Source organism: Sporosarcina luteola, assembly GCF_023715245.1.
GTDB lineage: Bacteria > Bacillota > Bacilli > Bacillales_A > Planococcaceae > Sporosarcina > Sporosarcina luteola_C.
The window spans coordinates 42,525-63,890 of sequence record NZ_JAMBNV010000006.1; the positions used below are offsets into that span (position 1 = coordinate 42,525).

Annotated in this window: 26 protein-coding genes; 10 read left to right on the forward strand and 16 right to left on the reverse strand. The window is 44.2% G+C overall.

The features are described from left to right. The first annotated feature begins 144 nt into the window (after positions 1–144). From M3152_RS16900 to M3152_RS16910, 4 genes are all read left to right on the forward strand, one after another. The gene (locus M3152_RS16900) at positions 145–543 is read left to right on the forward strand and encodes a hypothetical protein (RefSeq protein ID WP_251696955.1); all 399 of its coding nucleotides are present in this window, start codon (positions 145–147) and stop codon (positions 541–543) included. Between the two features lie 96 nt (positions 544–639). Further along, positions 640–774 carry a hypothetical protein gene (locus M3152_RS18040; RefSeq protein ID WP_285847281.1) on the forward strand — a complete coding sequence of 45 codons (135 nt, stop codon included), beginning with the start codon at positions 640–642 and terminating at the stop codon, positions 772–774. Positions 775–932: 158 nt separating this feature from the next. Then, a complete protein-coding gene (locus M3152_RS16905; RefSeq protein WP_251696957.1) occupies positions 933–1,532 on the forward strand; it encodes an HTH-type transcriptional regulator Hpr in 600 nt (199 codons plus the stop codon). A gap of 59 nt (positions 1,533–1,591) precedes the next feature. Beyond that, entirely contained in the window at positions 1,592–1,777 is a 186-nt protein-coding gene (locus tag M3152_RS16910) for a hypothetical protein (protein ID WP_060210602.1), read from the forward strand. 47 nt (positions 1,778–1,824) lie between these two features. On the opposite strand, the gene M3152_RS16915 is transcribed toward M3152_RS16910, so the two are convergent. After that, on the reverse strand, positions 1,825–1,917 hold the full coding sequence (locus M3152_RS16915; protein ID WP_251696959.1) for a YjcZ family sporulation protein: 93 nt from the start codon (positions 1,915–1,917) through the stop codon (positions 1,825–1,827). A gap of 141 nt (positions 1,918–2,058) precedes the next feature. Here M3152_RS16915 and M3152_RS16920 point away from each other — a divergent pair, with 141 nt between their 5' ends. Next, positions 2,059–2,943 (forward strand): peptidylprolyl isomerase, encoded by an 885-nt coding sequence (locus M3152_RS16920; RefSeq protein ID WP_251696961.1) that lies wholly within the window; start codon positions 2,059–2,061, stop codon positions 2,941–2,943. Positions 2,944–3,001: 58 nt separating this feature from the next. On the opposite strand, the gene yhaM is transcribed toward M3152_RS16920, so the two are convergent. The 7 genes from yhaM to M3152_RS16955 all read right to left on the reverse strand — a co-directional run bounded on the left by yhaM (position 3,002) and on the right by M3152_RS16955 (position 10,936). Then, positions 3,002–3,940 (reverse strand): 3'-5' exoribonuclease YhaM, encoded by a 939-nt coding sequence (gene yhaM, locus M3152_RS16925; RefSeq protein WP_251696962.1) that lies wholly within the window; start codon positions 3,938–3,940, stop codon positions 3,002–3,004. Next, entirely contained in the window at positions 3,937–6,825 is a 2,889-nt protein-coding gene (locus M3152_RS16930; protein WP_251696963.1) for an ATP-binding protein, read from the reverse strand. The genes yhaM and M3152_RS16930 overlap by 4 nt, the downstream gene beginning before the upstream one ends. Then, on the reverse strand, positions 6,822–8,051 hold the full coding sequence (locus tag M3152_RS16935) for a DNA repair exonuclease (protein ID WP_251696964.1): 1,230 nt from the start codon (positions 8,049–8,051) through the stop codon (positions 6,822–6,824). Before M3152_RS16935 ends, M3152_RS16930 begins: the two co-directional genes overlap by 4 nt. A gap of 125 nt (positions 8,052–8,176) precedes the next feature. Beyond that, positions 8,177–9,439: an ABC transporter permease gene (locus M3152_RS16940; protein ID WP_251696965.1), complete on the reverse strand. Its 1,263-nt coding sequence runs from the start codon at positions 9,437–9,439 to the stop codon at positions 8,177–8,179. Continuing rightward, complete coding sequence (locus M3152_RS16945) at positions 9,432–10,331, reverse strand: ABC transporter ATP-binding protein (protein WP_251696966.1); 900 nt, start codon at positions 10,329–10,331, stop codon at positions 9,432–9,434. Before M3152_RS16945 ends, M3152_RS16940 begins: the two co-directional genes overlap by 8 nt. Before the next feature lie 93 nt (positions 10,332–10,424). Further along, complete coding sequence (locus tag M3152_RS16950; RefSeq protein ID WP_251696967.1) at positions 10,425–10,736, reverse strand: hypothetical protein; 312 nt, start codon at positions 10,734–10,736, stop codon at positions 10,425–10,427. 2 nt (positions 10,737–10,738) lie between these two features. After that, on the reverse strand, positions 10,739–10,936 hold the full coding sequence (locus M3152_RS16955; RefSeq protein WP_251697023.1) for a helix-turn-helix transcriptional regulator: 198 nt from the start codon (positions 10,934–10,936) through the stop codon (positions 10,739–10,741). A gap of 161 nt (positions 10,937–11,097) precedes the next feature. Here M3152_RS16955 and M3152_RS16960 point away from each other — a divergent pair, with 161 nt between their 5' ends. Together M3152_RS16960 and mgsA are read left to right on the forward strand one after the other, a co-directional pair. Beyond that, the gene (locus M3152_RS16960) at positions 11,098–11,283 is read left to right on the forward strand and encodes a YhzD family protein (protein WP_251696968.1); all 186 of its coding nucleotides are present in this window, start codon (positions 11,098–11,100) and stop codon (positions 11,281–11,283) included. Between the two features lie 56 nt (positions 11,284–11,339). After that, positions 11,340–11,786, forward strand: coding sequence for a methylglyoxal synthase (mgsA, locus tag M3152_RS16965; RefSeq protein ID WP_251696970.1), 447 nt, complete (start codon positions 11,340–11,342; stop codon positions 11,784–11,786). Positions 11,787–11,792: 6 nt separating this feature from the next. Here the strand turns inward: mgsA and M3152_RS16970 are convergent, their stop codons facing one another. From M3152_RS16970 to M3152_RS17000, 7 genes are all read right to left on the reverse strand, one after another. Further along, complete coding sequence (locus tag M3152_RS16970; protein WP_251696972.1) at positions 11,793–12,605, reverse strand: STAS domain-containing protein; 813 nt, start codon at positions 12,603–12,605, stop codon at positions 11,793–11,795. An 80-nt stretch (positions 12,606–12,685) separates the two neighbouring features. Next, positions 12,686–13,468 carry an enoyl-CoA hydratase gene (locus M3152_RS16975; RefSeq protein WP_251697024.1) on the reverse strand — a complete coding sequence of 261 codons (783 nt, stop codon included), beginning with the start codon at positions 13,466–13,468 and terminating at the stop codon, positions 12,686–12,688. Positions 13,469–13,593: 125 nt separating this feature from the next. Continuing rightward, on the reverse strand, positions 13,594–15,102 hold the full coding sequence (locus tag M3152_RS16980) for a coproporphyrinogen III oxidase (RefSeq protein ID WP_251696974.1): 1,509 nt from the start codon (positions 15,100–15,102) through the stop codon (positions 13,594–13,596). Positions 15,103–15,179: 77 nt separating this feature from the next. After that, positions 15,180–15,530, reverse strand: coding sequence for a YlbF family regulator (locus tag M3152_RS16985; protein ID WP_251696976.1), 351 nt, complete (start codon positions 15,528–15,530; stop codon positions 15,180–15,182). A gap of 12 nt (positions 15,531–15,542) precedes the next feature. Further along, on the reverse strand, positions 15,543–16,691 hold the full coding sequence (locus M3152_RS16990; protein WP_251696977.1) for a DUF445 domain-containing protein: 1,149 nt from the start codon (positions 16,689–16,691) through the stop codon (positions 15,543–15,545). Positions 16,692–16,884: 193 nt separating this feature from the next. Continuing rightward, complete coding sequence (locus M3152_RS16995; protein ID WP_251696979.1) at positions 16,885–17,535, reverse strand: glyoxalase; 651 nt, start codon at positions 17,533–17,535, stop codon at positions 16,885–16,887. Between the two features lie 2 nt (positions 17,536–17,537). After that, a complete protein-coding gene (locus M3152_RS17000; protein WP_251696981.1) occupies positions 17,538–17,828 on the reverse strand; it encodes a hypothetical protein in 291 nt (96 codons plus the stop codon). Positions 17,829–17,934: 106 nt separating this feature from the next. Here M3152_RS17000 and M3152_RS17005 point away from each other — a divergent pair, with 106 nt between their 5' ends. From M3152_RS17005 to M3152_RS17015, 3 genes are all read left to right on the forward strand, one after another. Further along, entirely contained in the window at positions 17,935–18,960 is a 1,026-nt protein-coding gene (locus M3152_RS17005; protein ID WP_251696983.1) for a S66 family peptidase, read from the forward strand. A gap of 74 nt (positions 18,961–19,034) precedes the next feature. After that, the gene (locus M3152_RS17010; RefSeq protein ID WP_251696984.1) at positions 19,035–20,057 is read left to right on the forward strand and encodes a hypothetical protein; all 1,023 of its coding nucleotides are present in this window, start codon (positions 19,035–19,037) and stop codon (positions 20,055–20,057) included. A gap of 18 nt (positions 20,058–20,075) precedes the next feature. Next, a complete protein-coding gene (locus tag M3152_RS17015) occupies positions 20,076–20,864 on the forward strand; it encodes an ABC transporter substrate-binding protein (RefSeq protein ID WP_251696986.1) in 789 nt (262 codons plus the stop codon). A gap of 40 nt (positions 20,865–20,904) precedes the next feature. Here M3152_RS17015 and M3152_RS17020 read toward each other — a convergent pair whose 3' ends face one another. After that, on the reverse strand, positions 20,905–21,315 hold the full coding sequence (locus tag M3152_RS17020; RefSeq protein ID WP_251696987.1) for a ferritin-like domain-containing protein: 411 nt from the start codon (positions 21,313–21,315) through the stop codon (positions 20,905–20,907). Positions 21,316–21,366: the final 51 nt, after the last annotated feature.

Sequence of the window (21,366 nt, forward strand, 5' to 3'; positions counted from 1 at the left end):
TACGTGCATCCCCTTTACTAATTTCAGAAATGGAAGTGTGTTACATAAATGAATTCTACATTCAAACATCTTATTCCTTCTTAATTAACCCGCACAGTCGGTTGAACAAGGTCTGGATTTCTACTACCATTAGAGGTGGATTAATTGAAAAAAAATGCGTTTTTAATTTTGTTGGCAAGTCTATTTATGGTTTCGGCTTGTACAAATGGAAAGACACAATCATTAGAAACATTTTATATGAATGCAAAAATCGTAAATGTAGATAAAGTCATCATTCAAGACGGTTCAACTGGCTCTTCAAAAACAATAACTAATCAAGAACAGATTGATGAATTTCTAACTTTAATTAAAGATATAGAATTTACTCCGCAAAACAATCAAGAAAAACGTGTAGGTTGGCGGTACGGTATTACTCTTTTTGATGGTGAAAGAGAATTTAAATTCACGTTAAATAATATTGGTAACACCTATTATGACTCAACCCCAGATATTCATCCGATTGTAGATAATTACTACAAACAGTTGGATAGTGTAGAAGAATAAATGTATCTCCCTTAAATTATGAAGGTATCTAACGCACTGAAAGAAATCTCTAAGTGCGTTTAATATGTATTCATTTGCAAAAAGAATCGAAGTAGATTGAAGTGTAAGGCGGCGACTCCAGCGGGAACAGCGCGAGCTGAAGACCCTGGACTGAGCGTAGCGAAGGAAGCGGCTGAAGCCGTGCCCGCGGAAAGCGTCCGCCTGAAACGGAAATCAACGTATACAGAATAGTTTTTCAACCCCAAAACCACTTGGAAAACCCCACCATTTTAACTGTCGACACATCAATTCATTTAAGAATATATAGTATTTTTAGAATTTCAACTTCTTTATTTGATATTTTCCTGCTATAATGAAAAAGACAAACTATTTGATGTTGGAGGTATTTCATGACTGAGCAAAAATTTTCCCCAAAAGAAGCAATGATTTATAGTCAACGCGTTGCCCAGATGTCAAAAGCACTTTGGAAAGCAGTAGAAAAGGATTGGCAGCAATGGATAAAACCTTATGACTTGAATATTAATGAACACCATATTCTATGGATTGCATACCATCTTCAAGGCGCAACCATTTCGGACATCGCAAAATTCGGCGTCATGCACGTCTCCACAGCTTTCAACTTTTCAAAGAAACTTGAAGAGCGGGGATATCTGCAATTCTTCAAGAAAGACGACGATCGTCGGAATACATATGTATCTGTCACCGAGGAAGGTGAAGAACTACTTAATGGCATGAATGAACGCTATTATGACTCAGATCATGGAATCCTGGACGGCTCGCTTCCGATGAAAGGCATTTATGGGAAGTTCCCTGAGTTTTTGGAAGTCATGTCTGTCATCCGGAATATTTACGGGGAAGATTTCATGGAAATATTCGAACTTGGTTTCAAACGGATCGATAATTCTTTTGACGATGACCTGGCCTCTTTGAACCATTCCGAAAGAGAACCGCAAGAGACCGCTGAATTGCAGACGGCCGATGAAAAATAATGTCATTTCCGACATGATTCTGCTATGATGAAGTGAAGGTTTAAAGAGGAGGAATTGATTTGATCCTTATCGTTACTGTCATGTTTTCATTGTTTTATTTATTCCAAATCAATAAGATGACTTTCGCGTTATGTCAATCGCGGGAAATCCCTGAAGAAAAGCAACCAAAAATATATCGCACAGTCAATATCTTAATTACGATCTTGATTCTTTCGTTCTATCTTGAAGTGCTATTGAACGTATAAGATTGAAAAAGTCCAGCCCCCTATTTCAGGGAGTTGGACTTTTTCTTTTAGTACAAGTACGCAGCTCCGACGATGATCAACAGAATGAACAGCACAACAATCAAAGCGAATCCAGAAGAGCCATGGCCATATCCACTCATTAGGGCACCTCCTCTCTCCTAGTATCCTATGCAACCAATGATTACTCGTTTTAGGCATTTGGTAAGGAACCTTTTTGTTTTATGATCGTTTTTATGGTATAGTATCAACTGTTGTAGAGAAAAGTTAGGGGAGAAAAAACCATGAAAAAGACAGTCCTTGCTATGACAATGGCGGCCTCAGTATTAACAATGGCTGCATGTAGTGATCAAAAAGCGGCTGATGAGGAAATCATCGCCACAACTAAAGTCGGAACTATTACAAAAGAAGATCTATATGAGGAAATGAAAGATGCAGTTGGCCTACCAGTAATGGAAAACTTGCTTCTTCAACAAGTGTTGGAAACGGAGTACAAAGTTTCGGACAAGGAATGGAAAGAAGAAGTTAAATCACAAAAAGATGCGCTAGGAGATAATTTCGAGATGTACCTCCAACAACAAGGCGTCTCTGAAAAGTTCTTTGAAAAGAACGTAAAATCCCAAATGATCCAGAAGAAAATGATCGAGTCATTGAAAGTGTCTGATGAAGAGATCGCAAAAGGCGTGGAACGTGCAAAAACGGAAATTCATGCTCGCCATATCGTTGTTAAAGACGAAGATACTGCGAAAGAGGTATTGGCGAAAGTGAAGGATGGTGGAGATTTCGCTGAATTGGCGAAAGAATATTCCACTGAACCTGTTGCAGAACAAACAGGCGGAGACCTCGGATGGTTCGGCCCGGGCAAAATGGTACAAGAGTTCGAAGATGCGGCATATTCCCTTAAAAAAGGTGAAATCAGTGAACCTGTAAAAACAAGCTTCGGTTACCATATCATTGAAATGCTCGACACTCGTAAAGCTGAAACTGAGAAGACAGAAGAAGAAATTAAAACTGAAATTGAAGATGGATTGAAACGTGTCCAATTCGAAGAGAAGCTTCAAGAATTGATTAAAGCGGCTGACGTCGATATTAAAGTCGATGAGTTCAAGAAAGCTTTGGACAGCTACTTGCCAGCAACAGCTGATAAGGAAGATAAAGAAAAGAAATAAGATTGTAAAGGGCTGTCTGCAAATCGATCATCCATCGACTTGCAGACAGCCCTTTTTTCTATTCAATATTCGGTTTGTAGAAAGATCGGTTGTCCAGTGGGAAAATTCTTTCTGTGAATTCACCGTTCGCCGTCTTAGACATCGCCCGATCAAGCATATTCATTTTCGCATCGATATTATCGATATAATGAAGTATTTCCGCTTCCATCAACATCGGACGTTTCGGGCTTCCCCACTCTTCTTTGCCGTGGTGGGAGAGGACCATATGCTGAAGAAGCATCACTTCTTCCCCATGAATTTCGAGTTCGTCCGCTGCTTTCGATATTTCATTCACCATGATTGTAATATGGCCGAGCAAGTTCCCTTCCACTGTATATTGCGTACCGATAGGACCAGATAGCTCGATCACTTTCCCGACATCGTGCAAGATGATTCCTGCATATAGAAGATCCTTATTCAAAGAAGGATATAATTCGGCAATCGCCTTTCCGAGCTTCAACATGGATACGACATGATCTAGAAGCCCAGACACATAATCATGATGGTTCCTAGTAGCAGCAGGGTAAACGAGGAAATCTGATTGGTGTTTTTTCAATAGATGTCTCGTGATCCGCTGGATATGCGGATTTTTCATCTCGAAGAAGTATTGCAGCAGCTCTTCATAAAGCACTTCCTTGCTCTTTGCGGAAGATGGGACGAGATCCGATATCGTCACACCTTCGTCTTCTTTCGCAGGACGGATGCTTTTAATGCGCAGCTGGTTTTTCCCTCTGTATTCATGCACTTCTCCGCCGACTTTGACGATTGTTGCAGCAGCATACAGACGTTCATGCTCTTCACCGGCATCCCAAAGCTTCGCCTCGATATCACCGCTTTTATCTTGCAAAATGAGTGTCATGAACGGGCTCCCCTGTTGAGTGATCCCCTTCGTCGATTGTTTAATGAGTAAATAAAGCTCAACCGGCTCCCCGACTTGATGTTCCAAAATTTTTTTCACCTTATCATCGCCCCCTTGGCGCTTCCAATGTCGGAAACGTTAATAATCGTAGCATTTGTCCAGTATTCTACTATCTTATCATGACATGTGAAATAGATGAACTGATGCTTCGCACTTAGCCGCTCCATTATTTTAAACATACGTGATGATCTCATTTCGTCAAAGTGGACAAAAGGATCATCCATTACTAGTGGAAAAGGTGCCGTTTTTTCTTTTGCGGCTGCAAGCGACAAGCGCAAAGCAATATACGCCTGTTCCTTTGTCGCCTGGCTAAGTTCAATAATTGGATACCGCCTTCCATCTTGGGCAACGGCATGGAAGTATCCATTTTCCGATAATGCGAGTGACATGTAAGTGCCTCCCGTCAGTTCACTAAACAGTTTTTCCGCTCCATTTAGCACTTCGGGCAGCTTCTTCTCCTTTAATTCCTCCATCATGCCTTTAATCGCTTCAACAACCGCTTGGCGGACCGACCATTGTTTCGCAAGCTCGCCAAACTCCGCCTTCTTCATTTCAAACAGTTGTTGTTTCCGCTGATAGGAGTCATCCGTCAACAGCTTCTCCGTTTCAACTTCCAATGAGGCTTTTTCTTTCACAAACGAATTCATTATTTCTTCGAGGTCTGCTAGACGTCTTTCAACTTCATGGACTTCTTCTCGGAGCTCTCCTTCCGAACGGCCGCTAACATCCTCACCAGCGCCATGCACTGACAACTGGGATTCGATATCTTCAAGTTGCTGCATCAACGTCAACGATTCCTGATAGTCGGCATAAGCTTTGTAATACTGCTCTTCCGTCTCTACTCCAGCTTCTGTGAATAAATCTTGTTGTTGACTGCGCAAGGAAGATAGCAGCTCTCCCACTTCCTGTTTCTGCATTTGGGTTTCTTCAATCTTCTGCGTTAAGGCTTTAAACGCTTGCGCTTTTTCTTTTACAGACAGATAGTCAGACCGCAATTTCTCATAGATCGACGATTCGGATGCCCCCGCCGGAACAAGCCGTTCGACCTCTGTTTGCCTCATGCGGATTTTGTCTTGTATCTCTGCAGATTGGCGTGCAGCGTCTTCCAGCTCGCGTTCTATTTCCTGCAACGAGCGTGCCATGCCGAAAAACTCATGAAGGATGCCCGGATTCGGGATTTTCCGCAGGCCATAGGCAACAAAGAATTCGCTTATTGATTGTTCGAGACGTTCCTTCTCTTGCACGATTGCCCCATACTCTTCCTCCAGCACACCCATCTTCCGTTCATTCGCCTTGGCTGCCTCTTCTAGCAAGCTGTGCCTCTGTTCATAGTCTTGCACTTTTACGATGAGCGCTTCCATCTCCGCTTCCTGTCCTGCATATTCGTTAATGAAACGCTCCATTTCAACATTCTTGAGTGACGGCTGATCGCTGCGCTTGCCTATTTTTGAAAGTGCGGCAATGACCGCTAGGCACGCACCAAGTCCGACGACTATCCATTGGTCCCCGATCAACCCTACAATGGAGATGGCAGCTGCGACAAGTAGAACCATCCAAAGCAGTTGCGGGTTTCCATCATCCCGGCTTGAGCGGCTCATGTGTACATACGCTTTCGCTTCAGCCAATCGCCTTCGGATCGACGGCCACTCTTCAGCTTGTTTCTTTTCCGCTTCCGTAGGGGAATTCTTTTGCAATGAAAGCTGGTCGGTTCGAATGTCGCGAAGTTCGTTCTCCAATTGGGTAAGCTGCCGATCTATATACCCGATCTGTTGATTCATATCATTCAGTTCCTGCAGTTGTCCGTATAGAAACTCTTCCTGATGAATCGAAACGTCGGCCTGCAACAGCTCGTCCGATGTATCCAAGCCTAATCGATCGAGCAGGCGCATCCTCTTCAAATTCAGCTGAGTTAACCTTTCATGGATGGAGCCAACAGCTGACCGCCACTCATGCCATTCCGGCTCTCGTGCAAGCAATCGCTCCATTTCCGTAAGCATTTCGGGACGCGGATAAGTAGGGATTTTCTCCGCCATTGCCGTTAGCTCAGCACTCAGACCGCGCTTCTTCGCCTCCAGCTCCGTCAATCTGCCGCTGATCATCTCAAATCGACGTATGCCGTCAGACGGAAAGGAAGATTTCCGTACTTCGTCCAGCCTTCTTGCAAGGTTACGCTTCCGCTCTCTCAACGGCAATAATTGCAGCTCCAGTTCGAGTGCACGATATTGGTCCCGCAACGATTCATATGCCGCTTTCGCTTCTAGCCATTCCCTTTCTATTTCATGGATCCTATCCATTTTCGGAGCAAAGGTTGCCATCCGCTCCTGTTCACTTTTCAGCTCTTTCTCCATCTCCTTCAACTCGATGGCCCGGACGTTCATTTCAGGATTACGGCCAGATTTCTTGAATAAATCCCCCATTTCCTTCTCCATCTTTTTTTCAACACGCAATAATGTGTCGACACCTGTTGTGCCCGAAGAGAGGAGCGTCCGGCTTAATTCGGTCTCGTCCATCCGTTCGAAGCCTTGCAATTGAAGAATAGAGAACGAAAAAATTGATTCAAATGAAGCCCGGTCATATTGCCGTACCAATGCTTTTACAGCTTCTTCGCCGCCTGTCGTGCCATCCTCGAAATAGACGGTGACGTCACCAGATGATTTTCCTTGCACCCGTTCTACGATGCAATTTCCATAAACTTCATCATGCAAATGGACTTGACCGCCAAATTTACCGCCTGCTTTCGGTTCATATCGAAGCTGTGCGCTATTCTTTTGCGGAAAGCCAAAAAGCGTCTGCACGATGAATTGCTGGATTGTCGTCTTGCCCGCTTCATTGTGGCCGTAAATTACATTTATGCCGTCACGGAAATCGATTGTCTTGTTTTCATGCTTCCCGAAGCCGTAAATGACTAACTTTCGAATTTTCATCTATTCACCTCCAGCACTGTCGGCAATTCATTCAACAGGAGTTTCTCAACTTCATTCCGTAAATCTTTTATATCTTCTTCCTTCAACGGGTCAAGGTATCGCGCTGTCCGGACATGTTGATAAACGTCTCCAAGCACATGTTTCCAATCGTTTTCTGACCAGCTGTCGACTTGTCCAAGGACGGATTCCAGGAGCGAATTGTTTTCTTGCCTATGGAAAGTGTTTAGTACGGTCAAACGCTGTACCCACACAAAAGGTTCATGCATATCCAATATTTCACGGATAGTTTCCAGCCATATGTCTTCGGCTGTTTGTGCAAAAAAGGCGGCGGTTTCCTCGTCGAGATTGAGAATTTCAACATCGACGACAGACGGCCCATGTTCGGAAACGAATGAAAGTAGCGCATCCTCACAGACGGCAAGCCATTCATTCGCATGCCGGATATCGACACAAGGAATTTGGATTTTCCCAAAATGAACGGCTGATGTCGGAATGAATGTCAAGATCGCCTCCGATTTACTAAGCTCTACATCGAAAAAACCTTTTTCACCCGATTCATTCCGGTGGCGTCCTTGGATATTCCCCGGATAGACAATCGGCGGATCTTCCGATAAGTGTTGGCGTACATGGATATGGCCAAGTGCCCAGTAATCATAATGCTTCGACTGCAGCTCCCCGATTGTGAAAGGCGAGTAGACCGCATGCGATTCATTTCCGGCTAGACTGCCGTGCAATAGTCCGATATGGAAGGATTGATTATCCGACGCAGTCGGGTAGTTGCTGATCATTTCTTCCCGGACATGCCTATTCGGATAACTGAAGCCGTGGAGCACAACGTCCATGCCTCTCACCGTCAATGATACTTCTTCCACGTCACCGGAAAACTCGTGGACATTTGGCGGCAGTTCGAAACGGGTCCAATTCCCACTCAGATGATCATGGTTCCCATACGTGATATAGACAGGAATTTCCGCTTCATGCAACTTTTCCATTCCATCTTGGAACTTCCGCTGTGCACGTAAGCTACGGTCTTCGCCATCATATAAATCTCCTACAATTACAATGAAGTCCGGAGACGTTTCCACGGCATAGTCAATAAATCGGTTAAATGCGGTGAACGTGCTCTCCCGCAATTCATTCAAACGTGCTGGCGGCAGTCCTGTCATCCCTTTGAATGGACTGTCGAGATGCAAATCAGCCGTATGGAGAAAACGGATTGTAGACAAGGAGCCCCCTCCCCTTTCCTGACGAATATTTGTTCTAATTTTACCATATGCGAAAGGATAATAGAAAATATATATCATAGATAAAGCCGCTCTCCGTCGAACTTCCCGACGAAAAACGGCAATTATCACTCTTTCCCTAATTGAATCGCTTTTTTGATGTCTTTCAGTGAACGTGAAGGTCCATACATGAGGACGCCGCCACGGTACACTCTCGCTCCGAACCAACCGAGGATGAAAATCGTCAACAGCATAATGGCGATTGACAGCAACGGTTCCCACAAAGGAAGATCGAGCATACCTACCCGTAAAAACATGACGAGTGGTGCAAAGAACGGGAAGTACGATGAATACGTGACATAGCCGACTTCGGGATTGCCCAAGCCCGTCATGGCAATGAGGAATGCCGCCACGATGAGTAAGGACATCGGCATGATCATTTGCTGGACATCTTCCGTCCTGCTGACCAAAGAACCTAATAATGCGGCAAGTGTTGCATAAAGGAAATAGCCGAGCAGGAAGAACACTGCTGCGTATACTAATGTGCTGATGCTAACATCCTGTATGCTCAAGAAATCGGAAAACTCGCCAGGCACTTCCGTAGAAGACGTCTTTAAGGCGATAAAGCCTGCTACTCCATAAATGAGGATCTGTAAAATCCCTAGTGATCCGATACCTAGCACCTTTGCAAACATATGCTTCACAGGTGAGACACTCGAGATGAGGATTTCCATCACTCTCGAAGATTTTTCGTTCGCTACATCCATCGCAATCATGCTCGAATACAAGATGACTGCAAAATAGATGACAAACATGAGGACATAGACGAGGACTCTCGCCTGGCCAAGTTCCTCTTCCGATTTTGCAGACCTCGAAACATTCTTCTGCTCAAACTGGATCGGTGTAAACAACGTTTGCACTTGTGCACCTGTCAGTGAAAGCTCCTCGGCTTTCAGTTCAGTCTGAATTGATTGCAATGCCTCCTGGATGCGTCGCGGTATTGAAAAGTCAATCATGCTCATTGTCGTATAATTAGCATGGATTGTACCATGTTCATCAACTGAAAGAGCTAGGAATGACTCGATCTCGCCAGAAGATACTTTATCAGCAAGAGCTGCCTCCGATTCAGTAGCCGCTTTGACTGAAATATCGTATTCTCCTGCTTCCAACTGCGATTGAAGTCTGTCAACGATGATGCCGCTCTCATCCACGACTTGAAGGACTTCTTGTGAATCTCCTGCTCCGGTTACATTTTGCACCGTATCGATGATCTTTGATATATTTGAGAGCAGGAATATACCTGCAATCATGAGTGCAGTAGTAATAATGAAGGACTTGGATTTTGCCTTTGACGTAAATGCCTGTTTAAAGATGATCCAAAACTCACGCATATTCTTTCCCCACCTTTGCGATGAATATGTCTTGCAAGGAAGGCTCTTCGATTTCAAAATGACGGAGAGGCCCCGCTTCCAATGCAGCAGAAAGCAAATCGTTCGCGACTTTTTCATCCTCGATTTGGAATACAGCTCCTTCGACCGAATGGGCGACGGAAAGGACTCCCGGCACGCTGCCGAGTCCCGTCAGATCATAATCGGAACGAATTCGCACATTTTGCCTATCGAATGAGCGTTTCACATCCCGGAGCGAGCCGCTTACAATCTGTTTGCCGTGATGGATGATGCTCAGCTTCTCGCATAATTCTTCCACATGGTCCATCCTGTGGCTGGAAAATAGGATCGTCGCGCCGTTATTCCTGAAATCGGTGATCGCTTTCTTCAACATTTCTACGTTCACCGGATCAAGGCCCGAGAACGGTTCATCGAGGATGAGCAGTTTCGGATCATGCATAAGTGCTGCGATAACTTGAATCTTCTGCTGGTTCCCTTTCGACAGCTCTTCCACTTTTTTGTTCTTGTTTTGGGAAACTTCGAACCGTTCGAGCCAATAATCGATCGACTTCTTCGCATCCGCCTTTTTCATCCCGCGCAGCTCGCCAAGGAAAATGAGCTGATCTTCAACTTTCATCTTGGGATACAGTCCCCGCTCTTCAGGCAAATAGCCGATTTCAGGACTCGTTGCATAAGAGATTGTTTTATCGTTCCAAGTGATATGACCTTCATTCGCGTTCAATAATCCTAGAATCATCCGGAACGTAGTCGTCTTACCCGCCCCGTTTGCGCCAAGGAATCCGTACATGGAGCCTTTATCCACGGTTAGATTCAAATGATCGACAGCGGTGAAATCCCCGAACCGCTTCGTTACGTTTTCAAGTTGCAATGACATTGTTTATCCCCTTCCTATTACAGGCTTCTTTCTATTACGTAATTACTAGAGAGATAGTTTCATTAAATCCGCTTATTATTACCCGCCTTTCGATCAATGATGTTTATTAACAATCGCTGCTCCTATCGCCCATGAAAGCATATGAATGACCCAAAGCGCGGTAAGGATGAAAAACGCCAATTTCGCCCCTTCAACAATCATGACGATGATCCAAGCAATTAAAATTGCACCAGTCATCACCTTCCAGGAGATCGATCTCGCGTGTCGATGGAGATTCGCATATCTTTCATCAAAAATGCGCTCTTTCATCCCTTTTTTCCTTACAAAGAACCAGACGATTGCCCATATGACTAACCCCAATGGCAAACCAACTAAAAACGTCCAAATATCAAACCCTTCGTACATACTCATTCCTCCTCCGGTTGAAAAATATCTTCAATACGGCAATTAAAGAGCCTTGCGATTTTAAAGGCCAAAATTAGCGAAGGATTATACCTTCCCTTTTCGAGAGAGATAATTGTCTGTCTCGACACTTCCAACCTCTCCGCAAGATCATCCTGCGTCAATCCCATTTCAGTACGCATTTCCTTAATCAAGTTATTCAGTTACATGCTCCCCCTTTCAATTGTAAAGGTAGCTTTACGTAAAGCTTACTTTACTATATGTGGGATGTCAAGTAACCTTTACAATCGTTTTTGAAATGAATAACTATTCATTTTCCAGACATTCATAGTATAATGGAGAAAAGCACGGAAGGATGAGCAGCTTGAGAACTTATAAATTGACGGCTTACGAGAAGACAGGAAAGTTAATTACAGAAGAAACGTTCACGGCAGATAATGATGAAACGGCAAAAGAAAAAGGCCATGCATTGCTCGAAGAAAAAAATCTTCTTGAACAAACACATCGCCTTGCTTCGCCCGCAGGAAAACTTTTGCTATTTCATGTCTGATGTAAAGTTTGGCGGCAATCTTGCCGCTATGATATGTTAATGGTGCAAGCCACAGTATGGAGGTGCTTCTTTTGAACATTGCACTCATTGCCCATGATCAGAAAAAAGATGAAATGGTGAATTTCACGATTGCGTACGAACACGTATTTTCGAAATTTGAGTTGTATGCAACAGGCACTACCGGTAAACGAATCATGAAGGAGACAGGCCTTAAAGTTCACCGCATGATGTCCGGACCTTTAGGCGGGGACCAGCAAATCGGAGCGATGATCGCCACTGGAAAGCTGGACTTGATTCTGTTCTTCCGCGATCCATTGACCGCACAGCCCCATGAGCCTGATGTTAGCGCATTATTGCGACTTTGTGATGTATACGGAATACCGCTCGCTACGAATATCGCGACTGCCGAATTATTGATTGCGGCGGTGGAAAGAGGATATTTCACTTGGCGGGACACAGCAGATAAATACAGATCAAAAGAACTTGATCCCATAGAGGATTAAGTTTTTTTAATTTGTAAAATAAATGCTCAGAGCTTGTTGAAGCGTTCCGACCATTTGCGTATTCCTCTCGAACTGTACGCCGAGACGTACCATGCTACGGACGACATCCGGCCTTAATCCAGTAATTGCAGTCGAACATCCCATCATCGCCGCCCCGTCAATGATCTTCTTCAACTGATCAATCACTTCAGCTTCCATGTCCGCGATTCCAGATAGGTCCATCAGCAATGTTTGAATATGTAATCGGCCGACTTCCGTCAATACCTTCTCTTCCATCACTTTCGCCCTGTAATAATCGATTGAGCCAATTATAGGCAGAATGCAAACAGTCGGGGTGATCGGGATGATAGGCACGGATAGGTTTTCAACCAAATCCCTTTGCGCCTTCAACAGCTCATCCTTATAGGCAGAGTAACTAATGAAAAACGCATTCAGGAATTGATCGATAGAGCTGTTAATCTGTCTCTCCAACTGAAAGAACTTGATTTCCGCATTGTTTTCAGCGATATATCGTTGAAGGAATGTCCAAAGTGTCCTTCGGATCGCCTGGACCCACTCCAATTTGAACGACAGTGTCAATGAATGGGTTGCCCAAGCAATTCCTTCCACTTTGGCGAATTGCCGAAGCTCATCCAATTTATTTTCCAAAGCATAACTGACAAGTTTATGTGCATTGTTAATTAAGTCAATGTTGCCTACCTCAAGGATCGTATTAATTTTCGCCCTAACTGTTGACGCTTCGAATAATAATTCCTCTTCAAAACTCTCCCCGTTTTCTTGGATGAATCTATTCAATGCATTTTTAAGTTCGTTTGTCATAATTTCCCTCCGGTGTAATCCCATTTTCACAGGCGGGTACAGCTGTTACCCTCTATTACAGGCAACAGCTGCACATGTAATTATTCTCCTACAAATGCAGGCTTTCGTTTTCCTACAAATGCATTGATTCCTTCTAAATGATCCTTTGTCTTGCGCATCGCGACTTGCTGTTCGCTTTCCATGCGTAATACATTTTCCAATTCACCAATCTTTTGCTCATGTAATATCTTTTTGGAAGCAAGCATTGCCGCGATTGGAGCAGACAGAAACTGTTGGGCTAGCGCATCAGATGCTTGACTGACGCTTCCGTCCGGAACGATTTGGTCGATGAGCCCTTTCTCCTTAGCGGTTTCCGCGCGCATCACTTCCCCAGACCAGATGAGTTGCTTAGCTTGCGGCACTCCGATCCGCTCTTTTAAGAAGAAATGGCCGGCCCCGTCAGGCACAAGCCCGATACCAATGAAATTCATTGCGAGTTTACTATTCTCTTCAGCAATAACGGCATCGCAACCGAGCGCCAAGCTGAAACCGAGTCCTGCAGCAGATCCGTGGATTGCGGCAATCGTAATTTGCGGAAGTTCGTATAACGCTTTTGCGAGACGCGACACATTGATCATCACTTTTTCGATATCCATTGGCGCATTGGGATCAATCATTTTCTTAATGTCCCCGCCCGCCGAGAATGTGCGTCCAGCACCATTAATAATCAACACTTGAACTTCATCATTGGATGAAAGAGATTCGAAGGCATCAGCCAGTTCTCCCATCATCGTGTCATCCATTGCATTCATGGAGTCCGGCCTGTTCATCGTCAGCCGCGCAAGCCGGCCTTCCATTATCAATTCGATTGTAGAATACAAGATAAATACCCCCTCTAAAAGATGAATAAACATTCATTAGTACTTATTCGTTGAGTGTTGAGAAAATCCTTCTTAAATCGAAATAAAAACCTTAACACTTTTCGAGTGCTAAGGTTTTTATTTCGACTTCAGTCTACTTGAATCGCTTGAGGGAAAATCCTTTCAAGATATTCAATTTTCTTTTCGATATATTCTTCAAACGTAAGGATATAGGCAGCGGGATCTTTCGGATTTTGGAATTGAGTAATTTTGCCGGTAACAGGATCCATGAATTTACTGGATGCGCCACAACCAATTCCGATGATTGTTTGGACTTCCTCCATGATAATAATATTGTATATACTTTCTTCGCCGGGTTTCGCGTACCCAACATTCTCCAAGTTGCCGAGGATGTTTTTTTGGCGATACAAATAATAAGGGACGTAGCCATTTTCTTTCGTCCATTGCTCCCCCATCTTCATCATCTGTTCAACAGTTTCCCTGTCAGCGACTTTATATTTCTCTTTGTTCCGCGTCATTTCGGAAGCCCGTTTGAATGAAAGCGTATGGACTGTCAATGACTCCGGCTGCATTTTCGCTGTTTCGTCGAGCGAGTGGCGGAATTCTTCCAGTCCTTCATTCGGCAAGCCGATAATCAGATCCATATTGATGTTTTTCATCCCCATGTTCCGGGACAGCCAGAATTTATCGATCGTCTCTTGGACGGAATGATGCCTTCCGATCGCTTTCAACGTTTCATCCGTATACGACTGTGGATTGACACTGATCCGATCGATTCCCCATTTTTTCAGGACATCAATTTTTGCAGGGGTGATTGTATCCGGACGTCCCGCTTCGACAGTAACTTCCCTTACTTCCTTCATATGTGGGAACGAATCATACATTGTCTGATAAAGGGCATCCATCTCATCCGCTTCGATGGAAGTCGGCGTACCTCCGCCGAAATAGATTGTTGTTATTTTGATGTTACGTTCCGTCAACCATTTCCCGATTTCACGGATTTCTTCATGGAGCCCGTCGAGGAACGATTCAACGCGGCCATTTTTCCGATGGATGGCGTAAGCTGGAAATGTACAGTACGCACATTTTGTCGGGCAAAACGGAATGCCGATGTAAATGCTCACATCGTTTTGAATCTGATGTAAATCGGGAATCGCCCGGAGTTGGACATTTTCAATCGTCGCCAATAGCTCACTCTTCTCTTCGGAAATCCGGTGTCTTTCCATTAAGAGACGTTTTGCCTCTTCGACTCCGTGACCTTGCTGGCGGTATTTGTGATACAGTTTCATCGGACGGATACCGGTGAGTATTCCCCATGATTGTTTCATTCCGGTGAGTTGCTCCAAAACTTCAAGGAATACGTGAGAATAAATCCGTTTCAGCTGACGGGTCTCAGTTTCCGAATTGTCGGTTGTCATTTGCTCAGAAAAAGTGGCGCTGTATTCAATGCCGTCATACGTTAAATTGGCTTGGCCAACGATTTCTGCACCGTCTTTATGCAAGGATAGATCTATAAGTATACCTTCGTCTTCAGGATCAGTACTCACTTTAGATTGCTCGAAGAAAAGATTGGCGAGATGGGTGAACATCCGGATCCAATCTTGTTCGAATGATTTTGTAAGGATTATTTTTTGCATGGTTTACTCCAACTTTCATCATTAACTAACATTAACTAACTGAAATAATAACACAAAAAAACCGGCTGAGCCGGTTTTTATTGCATACTTTCATACATTTCCTGAACCGGCTTCATTAAGACGCGGTTCACTTCTTCAATCAGGCCGCTTAGCTTCATTTCTGCTTGAAGCATTTGCATGATCTTTTCATTTTGCTGAGCTAGTTGTGCTGTTTTTTGTGCATACTCCAGCTCTTCATGCGCAATTTCTTCGCCTTGCATTTGCTTTTGCTGAAGATCCATTTGAATTTTTCGGAAGCTCTTGAAGAGCTCAAGCGCCTGCTCATCGTTCTTCACTTCATCAATCGCGTTTTTCACCTCTGCAAATTCGTCAGTCTTCCGTAGTGTCGACTCCAATTTGTTCAAATCATCGTAAATATTAACAGCCATTATTTATTCCCCCTAAGATAAGTTTGTGAAAAAGACGATCATGCCTTGCACAATCCCGATAATACCACCTAACAGTGCGCCAAGGACCGTAATCATTTTGAATTCGCGTCTTGAAATGCCAAGGACGAGATCTTCCAGTACAGAAACCGGGAACGTATCTACCTGCTCCTTGACAATTTCGTCCAGTTTCAGTCTTTTCAATGATTCCTCCAGTTGCTTTTGGGCTTGATCGAAAGCGAATTGCATCACTTTCGGCGTCAAATTTTCTGCAGTCCACTCGGAACCATTTGGCCAGTAATCGTGGATTGTTTTATCCAAACGGGTATCTAGCGCAAGTTCCTTGTTAGCATATGCTTTAATGGAAGTGAACAGTCCCTCCCAATCGAATCTGGCAAGCAGTTCCTCCATCGGACGCTTTTGCAGCTTTGCAAATTCCTTGTCGATCAACGAATGCAGAAGATTGTACGTGCCTGGCGCATTGATGAACTTCAATGCTTCGCGCTGCACCTTCTCAACAAGAGAGTTGGAATCCCCGAAGAACATGTTCAACATACCGCCAAATGTCCCTTTTGACTCAAGGAAATCATTGATCAGTTTTTGGAACATCACTTTCCCTTCATCCGAATCCACAAATTGCTCGGCTCGCTGCAGGATATAGTTGGTCACTACAGGAATATGTGCTTTCGCCCGTTCCTGCCACTCCGCCGGAACGATTTCTTCAATCGTGCCCGATGTCAATTTCGTTCGCACGCTAATGAGCTGGGCATCGATGAGTGACTCGATCTTGCGCTCTGCTTTCTCGACAATGTCATGAGCGCCCGCCACTTGCAGCCAATCATGCAATGTCTTGTCCGACTCAAGTACATGCTCTTCCATCTTACTTTGGAGGAATGCCTCCGCTTTTCTTTCCATTTCAGGTGTCAATAATTTATTGCGCAATACATCGGGAGTGACTAAATAGTTCGTCACTGTCCTCCCTAGTTGCACGGCAAGTTCGTCGCGCCGTTTAGGAATCAACCCTGGCGTAAAAGGGAGACGCCATTTTCCAATATATTTCGCCTCATGGGGTCTGAACAGCATCTTGATCGCCAAGTGATTCGTAAATCCCCCGATCAACGCCCCGATTAAAGCCATAAACAACAATGTCCATAAGAAATTCATCGCTTCACCTTATTTCCGATTCGTTCGGTTTTCATTATAACAGAAGGAGTTGATTTGGAAAAAGTTTTCGATATCGTGGAGCTTGGTGTATTCTGAGTGAACATAAACACTGGTGAGTGATCATAAATCTCGGCGAGTGATCTTAAACAAAAGAATAAAGCCGTTTGCTGGAATGCAATCGGCTTTTCATCATTTATTCAAATGAGAGTTTTCCTTCCCCATCCACTTTTATATGTGCCTCATTCCAGGTCAATTCAAGCGGATATGCTTCCGATACTTTTTTTGAGAAATACCAGCGACGGCCTGGCGGAACGAGGACGATGTAATTATCGCCACGTCCAAGAAAATTCAGTTCATCCGGTTCCACTTCTGTGCCATTACGGAGCGGAATTCCGAGATCTTGCAGTTCATCGCCCACTTCGACGACATGCGGTGTCGTTATACCGATTTCGCTAATATTCAAGAATGATTCTTTTGTCAAATCACCAAATAGATCCCGTTTTCTTCGGCCTATCAACTCAACGATATTGCCGACCGGGTCTTCAAAATACATTGCATCCGCGTCAAAGCTCGGGAAGTACACTTCGTCCCGTCCTTCTTCACGGTTCAACGTCACGCGATCCAGCATCCAGTATTTCATCATAGAAAATTGATTGCCTGGGATGTTGATTGCGAAGTGATAAAAAGCCGGTTGTTCACTTTGCTTGAATGTAAGATGTGATTCTCCGATCCTCACGGTGAACTGCTCAACTGTCGATTCCATCACATCAAGTTCCAACACGTTTCCGTAAAAACGTCGTAATGCTTTTAGATTGTTTGTATATAATGTAGCGGACTTGATCATCTTCACTTTTCCCCTATCTCTACTTCTTTATTTATTTTATTCAACCCTTTGTAAATCAATAAAAGTACAACGTAAATAAGTAATGCCCCAATTACTAAGTTCCATAAGTGGAAGGAAACATATCTGAAATGGTCTGGGTGAAATAGTTCTGATGCGAATGAAATAGGAGGGTGTCCATTATATTCTATCCATACCAACGGCCATCCGAATCCAGATTCAGTCCCCGGCAGGATAAATGCGGAAGCAACCGCAATAATGACGCTCAGCGCAAACATCTTTTTGTATCTCAGCAAGCCCTCTCCCCCTTCAGTAAATAGTGCGGGACAATTTTAAGAATTCTTGATAAACTACTATACAACTATCTTACCATAAATTATGAAAGAAAATGGAGTGATTCTTATGATCCGCTATCCAAATCCTTTGAAACTAGGAAATACAATCGGCGTGACAGCGCCGTCGTCAGGTGTTGATGAAACCCTTCACCATCTCGTCCTAAACGCTAGACGTCAATTTGAAAAAAGAGGTTATCGAGTGACTGTCGGCAATACTGTGTGGACACAAAACAAGTCCGCTTCAGCAGAGAAAGAAATCCGTGCGGCTGAGCTAATGGCTATGTTCAAAAATCCGGAAATCAGTACAATCATTCCTCCATGGGGCGGGGAAATCCTGATGGAGATTTTGCCTCTCATTAACTGGGAGGACATTGACCCTAAATGGATTTTAGGTTATTCAGATACGAGCACCTTCCTTTTTGCGCTGACAGTGAAAACCGGCATTGCAACCGCGCACGGACCGAACTTCGTCGAATTGCGCAGCGATGTATGGGAGCCTGTTGCAAGTAAATTCATGGATGTCTTACAAGCGACTGCAGGATCAGATATTGAGCAACATTCATCTGAAAAGTTCCAATCCAAATGGCAACATGATGCTCCGGATGATCCATACGTCTATAAATTGGATTCACCGACTGAATGGAAGTCGGTTGGATCAGGAAACACTGAATTGGAAGGGCGCTTTTTAGGCGGCTGTATAGATACGATCCGTCACCTTGTAGGAACCCCCTATGGTGATATTGCTTCATTCCAGAAAAACTTTTTGAACGATGAGCCGATTTTGTGGTATTTCGAGAACTGCGAAATGAACGCCACCGATTTTCACCGGACAATGCTTCAGTTTGTCTATGCAGGATGGTTTGAAAATTCAACGGGCATCCTCTTCGGTCGCTCCCCTGCCGGTCAAGAAGTTAACGGGTTCACCGTATTGGATTCAATGGAAAGAATAAAAGAGCTGACCGGATTGCCGATCGTTTACGATGCCGACGTAGGTCATGTTCCGCCACAAATTACATTTGTAAATGGGGCGAGCGGAAGAGTGACTATGGAAAATGGAAAAGGAAAAGGAAAAGTCATAACTACGCTTCGATAATCTCTCAACCGGCTGACTTTTCTGTCAGTCAACGATAGAATGGAAGAAAGATGTTTTTAAGGGGGAGTACGCCTATGCCAATTTCATTTCGCAAACATGATGAATTTTTCACTTTCCATGATCCGATGCAAGACGGGAAGTTGATCGACAGAAAAACTGAAGTCAGATTTGATCCGTTAACCGGTGAAACATCCCGTATCATTTTTGACCCGGGTGCGCCATTTGTGCCGAAGGATTATTCGGAACTCGCTAAGGCGACGGAAGGTAAGAAATGCCCTTTCTGCACTGAAAACGTATCCAAAATCACACCGCGTTTCCCCGATGAGTTAGTGGAGGGCGGACGGTTTGTCGGGAAAGAAGCGGTCGTATTCCCGAATTTATTCCCTTACAGCAAGCATAATGCCGTTGTTCGTATGTCCGAGCAACATTATGTGAAGCCTGAAGAATTTACAGAAGAACTCATATCGGATTCTTTTAAAGCTGCACATCAGTATATCGAAAAGGTATTGGAGTTCGACCCTAAAACCGAATATGTCTCCATCAATTGGAACTACTTGCCGCCTTCAGGAGGCAGCATCCTACATCCGCATATCCATGTGTTGGCTTCCGAGCAGCCGACGAATTATCAGGCGGCGGTCACATCTAACAGTCATGCCTTCTATGAAAGGGAAAGTGAAAATTACTTCACTTCGCTTGTTGCTGAAGAAAGGACAATTGGCGAACGATGGATCGGCAAAGCAGGCTCTATTGACTGGATGCATGCATTTGCTCCGAAGAGCCATTGCGACTTCATCGGAGTTTTCGAAGCGGCTTCCTTCAATGAACTGACAAATGACAGCTATGAAGACCTTGCGAAAAGCCTTCTCCATTTCTTCAGCTATTTCAAGGAAGTTGGGTTGGAAAGCTTCAACGCTTCATTGTTCATTCCTGTGAATAAGCATGGCGCAGAGCAAGTCCACTTCCGCCTGATTCCCCGCATGATAATAGGAGCATTAGAAACAAGCGATATGAATGTGTTCAATTATTTGCATGGGGAACCTTTATCTTTGAAAGCTCCTGAAGATGTGGCAAAGGCAGCAGCTAAGTTTTTCGGATGAAAGGAATGAAGTATCGTTTTGAATAAAACAGTTGTGGACCAGGTCGGAAGAAGTGTCACTTTTAGCTTCCCGCCAAAAAGGATTGTCTCATTATGTCCTGGCATTACTGATACATTATTTTCGCTCAACCTGGATGCGGAAATTGTTGGCAGGACCCGTTTTTGCATCCATCCGAAAGGGAAGGTTGAAAATGTGCCGGCAGTTGCGGGCACTAAGGACATTAAACTAGAAGCGATTCAAGAATTGCAACCGGACCTCATCGTCGTTGAAAAAGAGGAAAACACGAGAGAGATTGTGGAAGAGTTGGAGAAGCACTTCCCTGTCTTTGTCGCTGAAGTGCAATCGGTGGATGACGCATTCCGGATGATCGAGGAGATGGGAAGCTTGACAGATCGGAACGAAGCCGCCAGTGAATTGGCAGGTGCTATCCGAGAACAATTTGAATCTTTGCCTAAGGCCACTGGGAAGCGTGTTGCTTACGTCATTTGGCGGAAACCGTATATGGTTGTCGGGAAAGATACATATATTAATTCGCTACTCGAAAAGATGGGTTTCATCAATCCATTCACCGAAGTGGATGGCAGATATCCGGCAGTCACCGCAGAAGGTTTTAAGGATGCAAAATTGGATTATGTCCTATTGGCATCAGAGCCCTTCCCTTTCAGTGAAAAGCATATCAAAGAGTTTTTGGGCATGATGCCGGAAACTGAACCCGTCCTTATCGACGGAGAAATGTTCTGGTATGGACCGAGGATGCTGGAGGCTTCTGTATATTTTCAAGAACATCTTTCTAGTCTTCGACAGTAAAAAACACGGGAGCATCGTAAAGATGGTCTCGTGTTTGCGTTCATCTCAATGAATTATAGATCGTAGACATCCGGATGGCATGCTCCATTTCGTCATGCATGGCGATGAACAAAGGATTGTATGCTTGCTGAATAGGAATCGTCAACAGCATTTCCTTATATGTCTCCACCCCATCCAACTCATCGACAAGCGCCTGTTTAACGCATTGCTTAAAGTTGTAGCATGGAATCGGCTTCTTTGGATTTTGTACAAACGTCCCTGTCATCATATAATAGAGTTGTTGCAACATTTCATAATGGCTTTTTTCATCCTCATACGCGTGCTGGATGAAATCCCGCCAAAGCGGATCGTCCGTTTTATCATACATCGACTTGTAAAAGTAATAGTCTTTGTATTCACCCTCAATTGCCTGCTTTAATTTATCAACAAACACGTCAGCACCCTTTCGCATCTTTTGTACACTTTATGCGGTTGGGCGCTTGTCTATGAAAGGAGCAATTCG